Raw genomic sequence first — 14,778 nt, forward strand, 5'->3', positions numbered from 1 at the left:
GACGTCTACCTCATATCGGGTCGAGGTTAATGTGACACATGTTTACAGTAACATCCCGTCTCACTCATTTCTAGATTGATCCGACCGCCGAGCAAACCGCTCGGCCGCGCTGCGCCCCCTGAACAAGGCCGCACACGCGAATCGCCCCCGAGCGGTAGCGCACTACCGCTCGGGGGCGATTCGGGAGCTGCGAGTCAGGCGCAGTTGCTCGGCGCCGGCTTGCCCGCGAAGCGGCCGTCGAGCCAGTTCATCATCGAGGGCAGCCCGAGTTCGGCGGCCGTCAGATGATCGGGCGTGGGGTACAGCTCCGCCTGCACCTTGACACCCGCGCGGCAGTATCGGTGCACTGTGTTGGTGATCGCGTCCAGCGGGATCAGCCCGTCCTGCGGCGAGTGCCATTCGAAGATCGGCGCGTCCGGCACACCGTCGTAGAGCTCGACGCTGTTCTCGTCCGCCACCGCCCAGGCCTTCGGATCATGGGCGAGCACAATGTCTTTCGCGTAGTCGTCGAAGCTGTGCCCGACCCCGCGCGCAATGAGATCGTTGGTGCAGCTGTTCGCCATACCCCTGGCCGCGGCGAGACCGCGGTCGTTCAGCGCGCTGGTGATCGGCAGCCGGTCCGGGTACTCCCGCTCCAGGCCGAGCACGGCGGCGAAGCCGAGCCCGAAGGCCGGATGCTGGTTGTGCCCGATCGCCCAGCCCATGGTGGTCAGGTTCATCGGCACCCCACCCTCGGCGGCGCCGACGAGATTCAGTTCCGGCGCGTACTTCGGGGCCAGCGCGGCGGCCCAGGCGGTCGCCATGCCGCCGCCGGAGTAACCGGCCACCGCGGCCGGGCTCTTGCCGAGGCCGAGCTGCGGCAGCCGCTGCGCGGCGCGGATCCCGTCGAGGGTGATCCGGCCGCCCAACTTCGCCGCGCCGTAGGCACTGGTCGGACCGAGGTGGTCGGGCAGCGCGACGCTCCAGCCGCGAGCCAGCGCGACGTTGAGCACCGGCGCGAACGGCACGATGAAGTTGGTGTCGTTGGCGTAGAGCCCGTGCGAGATCGCGCACTGGGTGCCGAGCCCGTTGATGATGTGCTGGAACGACAGCAGCGGGGCGTCCGGGCGGTGACCCAGCGGCGTGAGCACCGTCGTGGTCGCCGCGATCGGCTCGCCCTGCGAGTTGGTGGAACGGAACTTGATCAGCGTGACCGCGGCGCCGGGGAAGTAGAACAGCGGCGGCATCGGCCTGCTGTCGAGCACGTCACCGGGGGCCTTGCTCGCGATATCGGCGGGCGCGGCATAGAACGGATCCGGGTCCGCGACCGGCCAGATCGGCTCGGCGCTCGCGGTCGTCGTCCCGGTCGAGCCCATGGCCACGCTGATCGCCAGCGCACCGAGGATCGCGCGGATCGGTCTGATTTTCCGGCCACCGTCCGACCGGAAGAAACGTCTGCCCACTGGTGCTTTACCTCCACTGCTTCACAAGAATTGTCGGGCGATCGGCATTCAGCTGCTTCTACCGTAGTATTTCAGCTGCGCTTCACTCTTTTAAGTAATGCCTTGCAAATTGTGCACACTGCCGATCACCGGCCGATAGTAGCGCGATTCCGGTGAATTATCGCCGCGTACCGAACCGACGTTCCCGATCCGACAACGACCCGGCGGAGCATCGCCGTACCAGCACTGAACATGTTGCTATACAACGGTGTTCGAGCACGTCAAGGACGCGGCACACCACTGTCGGTTGGCCGGATCACCGAAGCGGATGCCCGATCATCAACCGGGCCGACCGCACTCGGCGAGTCTATCTCTTCGTTTCCTTCGCCCGGACAGCGTAATAGCGGCAACCATATCGGTCCATTCATAGGTCCGGCGTCACAGAGAATTCACACCAGCCTAACGAGGTACACCGAAGGAATTCATCGGGCGGGCGGCGCAGGCCGGCGCGGGAATAATGTACGGCCCGCGCGCGATGGACCCGGCATGACCAGTGCTGAGTTGTTGATCGATGCCTTCGGCCGCGTCCAGGAGAACGTGCACGGCGCCGTCGCCGACCTCACCCCCGACGAGCTGGGTGTGCGCCTGGATCCCGGCGCCAACTCCATCGCCTGGCTGCTGTGGCACCTGACCCGGGTCCAGGACGATCACATCGCCGATGTCGCGCAGCGGGACCAGGTGTGGACGACCGCGGGCTGGGCCGATCGGTTCGGTCTGCCCTTCGCCGACGCGGCGACCGGCTACGGGCACAGCTCGGCCGATATCGAGCAGCTCGGGCGGGTATCCGTCGAGCTGCTGCTCGGGTACTACGACGCGGTGCACGCGCAGACGATCGACTACCTGCGCGACCTCACCGACGCCGATCTTCCCCGCATCGTCGACACCCGCTGGGATCCGCCGGTCACCCTCGGCGTCCGGCTGGTCAGCGTCGTCGACGACGACATCCAACACGCCGGACAGGCGGCGTTCATCCGCGGAATTCTGTTGCGCCGCCGATGATCAGGCTCTACACACAGTGCTGAGCAACGTGTGGGTGGCTGTCGTAGCAGAGCGCGGATAACCGGGTACGCAACGCGGTGGGAGACCCGTGAGCGGTTCGATGCCGCGTCGGCCGAACTCGCCGCGCTGTTCCCGGAAACCGCGCGTCGCACCCGCGCCGGACCGCCCGAGCGCGCCTCGACCGCAGTAAGGACCAGCAATGCCCGACTGGATCACGACCCCGATCGAACCACTGATACACGGCGCGCTCGACGTCGAGCACACGGCCAACGGCCTGGTCCCGCACCGGCTTCCAGCCCGGGCCCGCAAGCAGTTCCCCGACGACTATCTCGCCTCGGTCGAGGCACAGCCCGCAGGCGTGCGGTTGCTGTTGCGCACCGAAGCGACCGACATCGCGCTGGACGTGCTCTCGACCCGGGCGTGCTATCCCGGTGTCCCGGCACCGTGCGCCGGAATCTACGAGTTGCTCATCGACGGCCGCCCGGCCGGCCAGGCGAGCGCGCCGGGCACCGGCCGCCTCGTCGACATGACGACCCAGGCGACCGTCACCGAGAGCCTCGCCCCCGACACTGTCCGGTTCACCGGCTTGCCCACCGGTGTCAAAGACGTCGAGATCTGGTTGCCGCACACCGAGATCACCGAGTTGGTGGCGCTGCGTACCAACGCTCCCGTCCGGCCGACACCGCAGCGCGACCGGAAAGTCTGGTTGCACCACGGCAGTTCGATCAGTCACGGCTCGAACGCCGACCGCCCGAGGGCGAGCTGGCCCGCGGTGGCGGCCGAGCACGGTGACGTCGCACTGCTCAACCTGAGCCTGCGCGGCAACTGCCTGCTCGATCCCTTTGTCGCCCGAACCATCCGGGACACACCGGCGGATCTGATCAGCCTCGAGCTCGGCATCAACCTGGTCAGCGGCGACGTGCTGCGCCTGCGCGCGTTCCTCCCGGCGGTGCACGGATTCCTCGACACTATCCGCGACGGCCACCCCGGCACGCCGCTGCTGGTGGTCTCGTCCATCCTGTGCCCCATCCACGAGGACACCCCCGGTCCCGGCGCGCTCGAATTCGACGGTGCGCAGGTGCGTTTCCGCGCGCTCGGGGATCCGGCGGATCGGGCGAACGGCCGACTGACCCTCAACGTCGTGCGCGACGAGCTCGTCGGCATCGTCAAACAGCGCGCGGCCGACGACCCGAACCTGCACTACCTCGACGGTCGATGCCTTTACGGCGAACAGGATTTCGCCGAGCTGCCGCTGCCGGATCGACTGCACCCGGACACCGCGACGCACCATCGCATCGGCACCCGCTTCGCCGAGTTCGCCTTCGGCGCGGCCGGGCCACTGGCCACAGCGGGCCGAACGCACCCGTGAATGGCGGATGCCGCCGGACACGTCATCGGTCCGGCGGCACCCTCGCGTGCTGATGCGAAGCCCCCGCGGGGTGCGGCCCTACCCGCGAAGACCCGGTAAACCGCCAAGCGAGTTTGGTGGCTTACCTAACGAATCAGCGAAGACTTGTCCGAGCAGCCAACTGCTCGAAGACATTTCGCACCGGAGCGTCGAACCCATCGCGCCACGGATCCCACGACGACGGCACACTGTCGCCCGAATCCCAAGGATCCCAAGACGATTCACCCCACGGATCCCAGGAGTCACCGGTGTCCTCGGCACCGTCGCCCCACGGATCCCACGAATCGCCGCCACCATCGGAGCCGTCACCCCACGGATCCCACGAATCGCCGATGCCATTGAACCAATCGCGCCACGAATCCCAGGGCGAGCCACCACCGGGCGTACTCCCACAGTCACCGTCGGACGGATCCCCGCCACCGGGTTGACCGGGCCGGCCGGGCTCGGGGCGGCCGGGCTGCTCGGGTTCACCCGGCTGCCCGGGTTGACCCGGCTGCCCGGGTTGACCTGGTTGATCGGGTTTTCCGGGCTGGTCGGGCTTGCCTGGCTGGTCGGGCTTGCCGTAATCCGGCGTGCTCGAGGTGCCGAAATTCTGCGTCCAGTAGGGAGTTCCGTTGCGCGCCTTCGCATACCCGACACCGATGTCACGCAGGCCGCAGTTCAGGATGTTGGCGCGGTGGCCGGGGCTGTTCATCCAGCCGTCGACCACCTCCGACGCGCTGCGATACCCGGCGGCGATATTCTCCGCCCAGGTCTGCGGCTTGTAGCCCGCCGCGCGAATCCGCGCGCCCGGATCACCCTTGGACGAGTTGTGGTCCATGAATCCGCCGGCGGCCATGTCCTCCGAATGCCCCTGAGCGGCTCGGGTGAGATGGGTTTCCGCCTTCAGGGCGGGGCAACCTGCCTTGGCCCGTTCATTGTTGGTGAGGGTGATCACCGAATCGGCGGGGGATTCGGCCGATGGCGCGGCGTGCGCCGCGGGGGCTCCGGCAAGGGCGGCCACGGCGATCGCCGAGGCGCCGACAGCGGTGGACAGAGACAGCATGGTCGCTGGCGAGAAACGCACAATTTCCTTCGTTAAGTTGTTGATTACCTTGCTATTCGGTTGTCAGCCGACGCTCGGCCCGAGGGCGAGCGGAAGCCACTCGGCATCGTCGTCGGTCACGTAGGCCGAATCGTCGGCCGCATAGGCCGAGTCCTCGGTCCGCGCTGCCGAGTCGTCCTCGGCGTCGGGCGAGTCCTCGGTCTCGTACGCCGAGTCCTCGGTCTCGTCGGCCGAATCGTCGGCCTCGTATGCCGATTCCTCGACGTCGTCGACCGATTCTTCGGTCTCATACGCCCACTCCTCGGTGTCGTCGGCAGCTTCCCCCGGGTCGGCCTCGTCGTCCGGCACGACGGCCGCGTGCCTAGGCGCCGGAGTGGGCGCGGCCGGTCGCGGTACGGCACGCGCGAGCAGCTGATCGATCCCCTTGGCCACCTCCGGACCGATCGTGGCGCCACTGGCGTTCAGCGCCGTCCGCAGTGCCTCGAGCACCACGCGCATCGGCTCCTGCAAAGCCGTGCCACCCAGGTCGAGCAACTGCTGAGCACTCTCGATCAGCGCCGTGGTGCCGCCGGCCACCGGCGCGTCCGGCTCGGCGCGCCGCGACCCGGGACGGTGCGGCTGCCGAGCGGGCGCACCGATCTCCGGCTGCTGCGTCCGCGAGTGTCGAGCGGCCACCGGAGTCGCCGAATGAGGCAGGGCCGCTAGCGGTTTCGGCGCGGTAGCGGCGCCATCGCCCACCGTTCCCCCTTGGTGCGGCACCGGCGCACCGGCACCCGCGTTGGCCGAGACCGCCATGCCGATCAGCGTCACCGTGGACAGCATCGCCATCCGGGCGGGGACATAGGTATTTCTCGGTGCGCTGTGCTTACCCAAGACGTGTTCCTTCGAAAAATCGCCGATCGTCCGTCGGAGCGGCCGAGTCGAATTGATCGCCGACACCGACCGGCCGCGACGCTGCGACCGGCCGGACCGGCTAGCCGCGACTCTGCGGTCTAGTACACGGTTCCAGTGTGCTGGCTTCCGATTCGAAGCCTACGAGCGCCACGGACCCGCAACAAGGCCGCTCGAGCATTCTTACAGCGAATCAAGATCCCAATTAACAGGGACTGGATCGGCGATCACAGACAGATCACGCCCGACGTGAAAACGGACATTTCCCCGATCACGACCGGATCACGCCGGACCGGCCGATTCATAGCCGTTCCGCTATATCACGAGAGTTGTCGAAAAGAACAAGCTCGATTGTCATCCGGCACAAGCTGTACATCGGTTGTTAGCGGGTCTAACATTGCGTTAAGTTTCGATTGAATAAGCACCCCACAACCCATACTTCGAGACCGACGCGGTTACGATCCAGTATCCGATGAGCACGGCGCAGGGGCGCGCTCGACGGACCCAGAAGGCGGTTCAGCAGCCATCACTCCAGGTAGCGAGAGCAAGCGAGTCAGTGTGCGAAGTGGCAAGGTGATCCAGATAACAGAACGATAAATACTTCCACGTTGACGTATCCTGCACCCGCGTAGATACTGACTCCGCGCAAGTCGGCACGATCTCCGAGTTAGTTCTTTCCCGGCCATCGCCGAACCATTCGAGAAATGAACGTACGGTAAACGGAAAGAGCTCGAAGTCGCCGCCGATCGACGCTGATCGGCAACTGCCACGACTCGGCGACGGATGCTCACTTAATTTTCAGTGATGGACCGCAAGTGCGGTAGATGAGCCGAAGGCTCGATATGAAGGTTGCCGATGTCTGATTATCCCTTGCTCACTTCCAACACGATCACGTTGCGGCAGTTCGATTACTTTGTGAACACGGTGCAACTGGGTTCGCTGTCCGCGGCGGCACGAAGGTTCGGAATAACGCCGTCCGCGATGTCGCAGCAGATCGACTCGCTGGAGAGTTCGCTCGGCCGGAAACTGTTCGACCCGCGATCTCGAAGATCCAGGCTCACCAAGTTCGGCCGCGAGTTCTTCACCCAGGCCTCCGATGTCGTCGACTCGGTCCGGCAGGCGATGGCCATGGGCCAGACGTTCGGCGACGGCGTCATGACCGTCGGCACGACGCCGACGATCGCCCAGAAACTGTTGCCGCCGCTGATCTATCGAATGCGCCTGGAACGCAATATCGACAATATCGAGGTCCGCTCGTTCACCGATATCCGCGAACTGCACTCCACGCTCGACGAGGGCGCGCTCGATCTCGCCGTCGGTCCGCTGGAGCGCTCGACCGCGAAGGTCTTCCACTGCTTCGGCGAGGAAGAGCTCGTCGTCGTGTGCCACCACAGCCACCGCAACAGCTTCGACGGTTCCTGGAAACAGCTGATCGAGGCGCCCTGGATTCGCTGCGGCGCGAATTCCGATCTCACCGATATCCTTTCGCGCGAGGCGGGCCGGGCCGGTGTGCATATCCGCTTCGCGGTGCGCGCCCCCGACGTGTCCACCGCGTTGAGCCTGGTGGAGCACGGTGTCGGCGTGGCGCTGGTGCCGCGCATGGCCCTGCACGGTTCCTCGCGCCTGGTGTCCATCGTCCGGCTGCCCCGCCCGATCCGGCGTGAGCTGACGGTGCATGCCAGGGACAAGTCTCCGTATGTGGAGAAGTTCCTGGACGCGATCACCGACACCGAGCTCGTCCGAAAGTTCGGGGCCGCAGGGTTGTTCGATATCCGGCGGCCGAAATTGGAATCGGCGTCGCGACCGCAGGTGCCTGCCCAGATCGGCGCCCGGGACGCGACGTTCATCCCGGAGGCCAAGGCGCAGTGAGGCGTTACGGCCGCACCATCGAGTTCGCCCAATCGATGACGGCCGCTTGGTAGTCGCGAGCGTTGCGCGCCAGATTGACCGAGTGCCCGCTACCGGGCAGTACGAAGGCGCGCAACTTCGCGGCCGGGCCGAAGTACGGGGACTCCGCGGCCAGCAGGGTGGCCGAGTCCGCGCAGATCGAATAGCCGGTGCCGCAGGACAACCGATCCTTGCCGCCGTTGACGAGCAGCACCGGTGCGGTGATGAGGCTGGACATGCCCGGCAGCGTGGAGGTCAGGCCGTCGGGGTACTCGGTGAGCGAGAAGACCTCCTTGTTCTGCTCATCGATGGCGAGGACCTGCGGGTCGACATTGTCCGGGTCGAAGAAGTCGTGCAGGCGGGTACCCGGTCGCGACACCAGGTACCCGGAGTCGAGGCCGCGCCCGGCGAACTTGGGGTCGTTGACCGCCGGGTAGTAGGTGGAGATCACGCCGAGGGTCTCCGGGATGTTCAGCGAGTGGGAATATCCGGTGAGCACAACGCCGTCCACGTCGTGGTGCGCGGTCGCCTCGATCACCGCGGTGCCCGAGGTCAGCGAGTGTCCGACGCTGATCACCTTCGCGAACGGCTGCGCGCCGGCGAGTCCGGCGCGCAGCGCCTGGACGATCTCGTGCAGCGCGTCCGCGGTGGCCGTCGCGGTGAGCGACAGACTCGGCGGATGCGTGCTGGCGCCGTTGCCGAGCCGATCGACCACCAGGGTCGCGAAGCCCGCCGCGTTCATCGCCCGCCGGAAGTTGTAGGTCTGTGGTTCGTACTGGAAATCCCAATAGGTGCCGTTGTAATTGGAGCCCGACATGAGCACCATGACCGTGTCGGCCGCGCCACCCGCGGGCATGCACAGGGTCGAGGCCAGCTGACCCCGGGCTACGTCGAAGGGAAACGATCGGCAATTGTCCGAGGCGGGCGCGGGATCAGCCTGCGCCGCCGCCGGAACAACGCTGAGCAATGCCGCTGCCGCCAACGCGGCCAATGTTCGAACCGAGATCCGCACGCGCCGAGCTCCTCGAAGTGAGATGCGAAGAACGCCCAACCGGCGTCCCTGTCCAGCCACTAGTCAGGCAGGCTATCGCCAGCGGCGAGCAGACCGCAAGACTTACCGCGGATTCGTGCGCCTCGACCGGGCAATTCGGCAGCCACCACCGTAATGCGCTCTCCGCCAAGCTGATCACGGCCGGCCACGGCGCGTCCCGATCCGGCACCGACCAGTTTGGAACGCGCATGTTTCGAGCCATGTTGCGGCGCAGATCCATCACGACGCACGGCACGGAAACCCTTGCGGGACAAGCTTCCCCGCACACCGGTCGCGAAAACGAACGAACCGCCCCCGAGCGACGGGGACGGTTCGTGTTCGACCTGGACCGAGTACTACTTGGCCGGGTTGAACGGCTGGTTGATCGTGGTGAAGTACTGGATCACCGCACCGATCGTCACCGGCGCGGTGATGAAGATCTGGCCGGCGACGGTGCCGAGCGCGCCCATGGCGGCCGCGCCACCGAGGCAACCCGCGGCGATGCCGCCGAGGAACGGACCGAACAGGCCGACGATGGTGCCACCGACCACGGCGCCACCGACGATGCCGCCGAGGACACAGCCGACGGCCGCGCCGCCGAGCCCGCCGACCAGGGTCGCGATGCTGGCGCCGAGGCTGATCGTGCCCGTCATGCGCGCCCAGGCGGCCTGCTCACGGTCGTATTCGCTCTTCCACGGGGCCTTGTCCTCGAACGGCAGCGCGACCGGCTTGTAGACGGCCTTGCTCATGTCCAGCTGCGGGGTCAGGGTCGCGGTGCGGCCCGCGATGTCGGCCGCGATGGGGAACTCGAAATCGTCGAGCCGGAACTTCAGCGGGGTGCCCGCCACGACATTTCCGTTGGCGGCCTTGATCTTCAGCGCGTCGTCCTCGACGACGATCGAGCCGGCGTCCAGGGAGACGATGGCCTGGGTGTCGGTGCTCTCGGCGGTGAAATTGATCGGCGCGTCGGCAGCGACCGGGTCGGCGGCCGCGGTGCCCGCGGCGACACCGAGTGCGGCGATCAGCATGGTGGCTGTCGCGGCGAGGTTCCTCATCAGCATTCTTCGAAGTCCTTCGTAGGGTGTGGTCGGGATGCCGAGAGCTTAGGATAGCCACACCTTATTTTGTCAACATGTTCGTTGTCACTGTTCAGTTTTGCTTAACTGCGCGCGAGCAGCCCGAATGCCAAGTCCGACATCGGGTTTCGTCTACGCCGCCAGACGGCACCGAGAACGCCGCGACTACCTCCCCGCGCGGTCGGCCGTGCGATCGGTCCGCGCACCAGTCCTCGCTCGAGCGACCGAGCGCACGATCTCGCCGGTGCGCACCGCGATATTGGACAGCAGCGACGAGGAGAGGCCGTGCGTGTGCTCGGTACCGCCCTGCAGATAGATGTCGCCGGGCAGCGGCGCGGTCGGCACCAGCTGATAGTCCCTGGTCACCTGCACCTGCCCGGCCTCGAACGCGACCGATTCGGCCAGTTCGCCGAGCACGGCGCGAACGTCGCCGGGCCGGAAGCCGGTGGCGCACACCACCGCATCGCACAGCAGGGTCTCGGTGAGGCCGGTCGGCCCGTGCGTCACGTCGACCCGCACCCCACTGCCGGAATCCTCGATGCCCGCGACCGTCGAGGCCCCGTGCATGAACAACCGCCGATCACCGGCGACCCGCTCGGCATACTCCTGCGCGTAGAGTCGCTCGATCAGCGAGGGCTCCACCGCGGAATAGTTGGTGCCGCGATGGTAGGTCAGCAACTGCTGCCGCAACTGCGGTGAGGCCGCGTAGAAGTCGTCCACGGCGGCCGGGTCGAAGATCCGGTTGGCGTACGGGCTGTCGTCGGCCGGGCTGAGCCCGTACTTGCCGAACACCGCGTGCACCCGCGCGTCCGGGTAGCTCTGATGCAGATGCCCGACCACCTCGGCCGCGCTCTGCCCCGCGCCGAGCACCACGAACCGGTGGTGGCGCGACCGCGGCAGCGCTTGCAGGCTCGGCAGCAGGCGATGACTGTGGAACACCCGCGTACTGGCCGTCACCCCCTCCGGCAATCGTGCCGAAAGGCCAACGGCCACCACGATGTTGCGGGCGCGCAGCACGCCGGGCGCGGCTCCGTCGAGCTGGATCTCGAAACAATCGCCCGCGGCCGCCACCGACACCGCGGTGGTACCGAAGGACACCTCGGCCGCCACCGTGCGCGCCGCCCACCGCAGATAGTCCTGGAACTCGAGCCGGGTGGGCCGGAAGGTGGACAGGTTGATGAAGTCGGTCAGCCGGTCGTGCTCTTTGAGATAGTTCAGAAAGCTGTACCTGCTGCGCACATTGCGCTGCGTGACAAGGTCTTTCAGGAACGAGATCTGCATCGTTGCGCCGGGCAGCAGCATGCCGGGATGCCACTCGAAGCGCGGTTTGGTCTCGACGAACCGGGCGCTCAGCCGCCCGTGCTCGCGGCCCTGGTTGTGCTCCTCCAGGGCGATCGCCAACGCGAGATTCGAAGGCCCGAAACCGATCCCGGCGATATCGACGATCTCGTCACCGGCGCCGCCCGTCATGCCCGATCCGCGTGACCGGGCACCAGGACATCGAGCCAGGCATCGAGCACCGGCTCGGCGGCCAGGGTGGCGAAGTCCGCCTCCGTCGCGCCGTTGGCCCGCCACTTCTCCACCAGCGACATCAACCGCACCGAATCCAGGCCCGCGTCGGTGAGATCGCCGTCCGCCGGCACCTCGTGCGGTGCGACACCCAGCGCCGCCGCGATATCGGCGATCACATCCTGACGGCCGATGGTAACCGGCTCGGTCATAACAACTCCTCCAACTTGTCCAGAGCCCGGGTCAGGCCGCATTCGATTGCCGCAGCGCGTAATCGAGCGCTTCGGTGGTGGTCACCGCGCCACAGCGGCGGGCGACGTAGTCCATGGCCATCACATGCTCGTCACGGCCGAAGTCGGCGGTCGCGTCCAGCACCAGGAACGGCTGGATGTCGTTCATGAACGCCTCGGCGGCGCTGAGCATGCAGCCCATGTGCGCGTAGACGCCGGTGATGATCAGCTGGTCGCGGTTGTAGTGGTTCAGCAACTCGCGCAGATCGGTGCGCTGGAACGCGGAGTAGCGCCACTTGGTGACCTGGATATCGGAGGGGCCGGGCGCCAGTTCGGCGACGACGTCGGCCTCGGGGCCCTCGCGCAGGCCGCTGCCCCAGAAATCGGCGAGAATGCCGCGCCGCGAAGGGTGCTGGTCACCGGGCTGCATGGTGAACACGACCGGAACACCGGCCGCGGCGCACTGCCCGCGCAGGCGTTTGATGTTCGCGACGGCGGTCGAGATCGGCTCCTGGTCGAGCTGGTAGGCGTCGATGAAGTACCGCTGCATGTCGTGGATCAGCAGCGCGGCGCGCGAGGGATCCAGCGACCATGGCACTCGATTGCTGGCGACGTCTTCGCGCGCCGGAATCGAATACGGTGCGATCGGCGGGATGGCCAACAGTTATCTCCTTTTGGGTCAGAACAACAGCTGTCATGCGTCGAACGTCGCGCCGCCATCCACCCGCAGATCGTGCATGGTGATATGCCGGGCGCGCGGTGAGGTCAGGAAGTAGATGCCCTCGGCGACATCCTCGGGCTGGGCGACGCGGCGCAGCGGGATGCCGAGCCGGAACCGCTCCGGGTCGCCGGCGAGCACCTGATCGCGTGCGGCGGCGGGCAATTCGGTCGCGGCGTGGTCCCACATGCCGCGCAGCATGGCGGTGTCGGTGGAACCGGGCGACACCATGTTCACCCGCACGCCCGCGGCGGCCACCTCGAGTCCGAGCGCCATCGCGAACGCGGCCGCAGCGGCCTTGGACGCGCTGTAGGCGGCCATGCCGACCCTAGGGGTGTTGGCGGCGTTGGAGGTGACGACGACGATCGAGCCGCCGCCACGCTCGGCGAGCAGCGCGGCGGCCCGGCGGGTGACGTTCATCGTGCCGGTGGCGTTCACGGCAAGGCACCGATCCCATTGGTCCCCGGTCAATTCCGCGATCGCGCCGGTCTCGAGCACGCCCGCGGCGTGCACCACCGACTCGAGCGGGCCGATCCGCGCGACGGCGGCGAAGGCGCGGTCGACGGACGCGGCATCGGTCACGTCGACCTGCTCGGCGTGCGCGTCGACCCCGTTCCGGCAGGCCCGGATCTCGTCCGCCGTGCGGTGCACCGCGGGATCGTGGTCCCATAGCACCACGGGCGCCGCGGACCTGGCCGCGAAAATCTGCGCCGCGGCCCGCCCGATGCCACCAGCAGCACCGGTGATGATCACACCGCCACCACTTTTACCATCTCGAGACATATGCTTAGCCTAACCTTAATTCTTGATGAAAGTAAACCAGGTGTGATCAGCACGTAAGGAGCTCGTCTTGTCCACGCAATCCGACCTAACCCCTTGGCCGGCAAACGAAGTCGAAACCTATCGGGCCCTGGGCTACTGGTCCGGAGAAACCTTCGGTGACATGCTCACCAGCCGCGCGGCCGCCACCCCGCAGGCCATCGCGGTGCTCGATGACCACAACCGCTGGACCTACGCCGAGCTCGAACACCGGGCCAGGTCGCTGGCCTCGGGTTTTCTCGATCTCGGTATCCAGCGCGGCGATCGGGTGCTCGTGCAGCTGCCCAATATCGCCGAGTTCGTCGAAGTGATCTTCGGCCTGTTCTACGCGGGCGCGCTGCCGGTCTTCTGCCTGCCCGCGCACCGGCAGGCCGAGCTGCTCCCGATCGCGCAGGCGAGCGGAGCGATCGCGATGATCACCTGCCATCACCACCAGGGCTTCAATCACGCCACGCTCGGCGCGGTGCTGCGCGACAGCGCACCCGAGCTGCGGCATCTGATCCTGGTGCCGGAACACCGCAAGCCCGCCGTGCCGCCGGGCGGCACCCACGGGCTCGACGACCTGCGCGCCACGCCGCGGCAGCTGCCCGAGGTCGACCCGTCCGGCGTCGCGTTCCTGCAGCTGTCCGGCGGCAGCACCGGCACGCCGAAGCTCATCCCGCGCACCCACGACGACTACCTGTACAGCGTGCGGCGCAGCGTCGAGATCTGCGGACTCGACGAGACCAGCGTCTACCTGGCGGTGCTGCCGGTCGCGCACAACTTCCCGATGAGCTCGCCCGGCATCCTCGGCGTGCTGTACGCGGGCGGCACCGTGGCGATGGCCATCGAGCCCTCCCCCACCACCGCGTTCGGCGCGATCCAGCGTTTCGGCGTGACCATCACCGGCCTGGTGCCGCCGCTGGCCCGGCTGTGGGTCGAACGCGCGGAAGCCGGGACCGACTACGACATTTCGAGCCTGCGGGTGCTGCTGGTCGGCGGCGCTCGCTGCCCCGACGAGTTGGCGCGGCGGATCGGACCCGCGCTCGGGGTCACCCTGCAGCAGGTGTTCGGCATGGCCGAGGGACTGGTCTGCTACACCCGTCTCGACGATCCCGAGGACGTGGTCCTGGCCACCCAGGGCCGCCCGATGTCGGACCACGACCGGATCGCCGTGGTCGACGAGCAGGGTGAGCCGGTGCCGCCCGGCACCGACGGCCTGCTGATCACCAAGGGCCCGTACACGATTCGCGGGTACTACCGCAATCCCGAGGCCAACGCGTCGTCGTTCACCGAGGACGGCTGGTACCGCACCGGTGACGTGGTCAACCTGCGCCCGGACGGCAACCTGGTGGTGAAGGGCAGGCTGGGCGATCGGGTCAACCGCGGCGGCGAGAAGATCTCGGCCGAGGAGATCGAGGCACATCTGCTGGACCATCCGTTGATTCGGGACGCGATCGTCGTTTCGGTGCCGGACGAGCGGCTCGGCGAACGCAGTTGCGTGTTCGTGCTGGCGACCGATCCGGCGACCCCGCCCGCGCTCGGCCAGATTCGTCAGTTCGTGCGCGAGCGCGGCGTGGCGACCTGGAAGATCCCGGACCTGCTCGAGGTGGTCGAGAGCTTCCCGGAGACCGGGGTCGGCAAGATCAGTCGCCGGTCCCTGCGTGCCGCGCTCACCGCGCAGGCGGCGCGGTCCGCCTGAGTCC

Annotated in this window: 13 protein-coding genes; 4 read left to right on the top strand and 9 right to left on the bottom strand. The window is 67.3% G+C overall.

Annotated features, from left to right (window positions below; genetic code table 11):
• Nucleotides 1-194: 194 nt before the first annotated feature.
• Entirely contained in the window at nt 195-1,442 is a 1,248-nt protein-coding gene (locus tag F5X71_RS27105; RefSeq protein ID WP_428981401.1) for a lipase family protein, read from the bottom strand.
• Between the two features lie 525 nt (nt 1,443-1,967).
• Here F5X71_RS27105 and F5X71_RS27110 point away from each other — a divergent pair.
• Nucleotides 1,968-2,480: a mycothiol transferase gene (locus F5X71_RS27110; protein WP_167464553.1), complete on the top strand. Its 513-nt coding sequence runs from the start codon at nt 1,968-1,970 to the stop codon at nt 2,478-2,480.
• Between the two features lie 199 nt (nt 2,481-2,679).
• On the top strand, nt 2,680-3,849 hold the full coding sequence (locus F5X71_RS27115; protein ID WP_167464554.1) for a GDSL-type esterase/lipase family protein: 1,170 nt from the start codon (nt 2,680-2,682) through the stop codon (nt 3,847-3,849).
• 133 nt (nt 3,850-3,982) lie between these two features.
• On the opposite strand, the gene F5X71_RS36550 is transcribed toward F5X71_RS27115, so the two are convergent.
• Nucleotides 3,983-4,933 carry a CAP domain-containing protein gene (locus F5X71_RS36550; protein ID WP_194250737.1) on the bottom strand — a complete coding sequence of 317 codons (951 nt, stop codon included), beginning with the start codon at nt 4,931-4,933 and terminating at the stop codon, nt 3,983-3,985.
• Nucleotides 4,934-4,996: 63 nt separating this feature from the next.
• Nucleotides 4,997-5,806: a hypothetical protein gene (locus F5X71_RS27125; RefSeq protein WP_167464555.1), complete on the bottom strand. Its 810-nt coding sequence runs from the start codon at nt 5,804-5,806 to the stop codon at nt 4,997-4,999.
• Nucleotides 5,807-6,679: 873 nt separating this feature from the next.
• Between F5X71_RS27125 and F5X71_RS27130 the strand changes: the two genes are divergently transcribed.
• Nucleotides 6,680-7,693, top strand: a complete 1,014-nt coding sequence (locus F5X71_RS27130) for a LysR family transcriptional regulator (RefSeq protein WP_167464556.1) — start codon at nt 6,680-6,682, stop codon at nt 7,691-7,693.
• A 4-nt stretch (nt 7,694-7,697) separates the two neighbouring features.
• Here the strand turns inward: F5X71_RS27130 and F5X71_RS27135 are convergent, their stop codons facing one another.
• The 6 genes from F5X71_RS27135 to F5X71_RS27160 all read right to left on the bottom strand — a co-directional run bounded on the left by F5X71_RS27135 (nt 7,698) and on the right by F5X71_RS27160 (nt 13,027).
• The gene (locus F5X71_RS27135; RefSeq protein ID WP_238815495.1) at nt 7,698-8,723 is read right to left on the bottom strand and encodes an alpha/beta hydrolase; all 1,026 of its coding nucleotides are present in this window, start codon (nt 8,721-8,723) and stop codon (nt 7,698-7,700) included.
• A 374-nt stretch (nt 8,724-9,097) separates the two neighbouring features.
• The gene (locus F5X71_RS27140; RefSeq protein WP_167464557.1) at nt 9,098-9,802 is read right to left on the bottom strand and encodes a hypothetical protein; all 705 of its coding nucleotides are present in this window, start codon (nt 9,800-9,802) and stop codon (nt 9,098-9,100) included.
• 180 nt (nt 9,803-9,982) lie between these two features.
• The gene (locus F5X71_RS27145; RefSeq protein WP_167464558.1) at nt 9,983-11,287 is read right to left on the bottom strand and encodes a lysine N(6)-hydroxylase/L-ornithine N(5)-oxygenase family protein; all 1,305 of its coding nucleotides are present in this window, start codon (nt 11,285-11,287) and stop codon (nt 9,983-9,985) included.
• Complete coding sequence (locus tag F5X71_RS27150; protein ID WP_167464559.1) at nt 11,284-11,538, bottom strand: phosphopantetheine-binding protein; 255 nt, start codon at nt 11,536-11,538, stop codon at nt 11,284-11,286. The genes F5X71_RS27145 and F5X71_RS27150 overlap by 4 nt, the downstream gene beginning before the upstream one ends.
• A gap of 31 nt (nt 11,539-11,569) precedes the next feature.
• Nucleotides 11,570-12,217: an isochorismatase family protein gene (locus F5X71_RS27155; protein WP_167464560.1), complete on the bottom strand. Its 648-nt coding sequence runs from the start codon at nt 12,215-12,217 to the stop codon at nt 11,570-11,572.
• A gap of 33 nt (nt 12,218-12,250) precedes the next feature.
• Entirely contained in the window at nt 12,251-13,027 is a 777-nt protein-coding gene (locus F5X71_RS27160) for an SDR family NAD(P)-dependent oxidoreductase (protein WP_238815496.1), read from the bottom strand.
• 190 nt (nt 13,028-13,217) lie between these two features.
• Between F5X71_RS27160 and F5X71_RS27165 the strand changes: the two genes are divergently transcribed.
• Nucleotides 13,218-14,774, top strand: coding sequence for a (2,3-dihydroxybenzoyl)adenylate synthase (locus F5X71_RS27165; RefSeq protein WP_238816043.1), 1,557 nt, complete (start codon nt 13,218-13,220; stop codon nt 14,772-14,774).
• Nucleotides 14,775-14,778 lie beyond the last annotated feature (4 nt).

Origin of the sequence: Nocardia brasiliensis, assembly GCF_011801125.1 — a bacterium.
Taxonomy (GTDB): Bacteria; Actinomycetota; Actinomycetes; order Mycobacteriales; family Mycobacteriaceae; genus Nocardia; species Nocardia brasiliensis_C.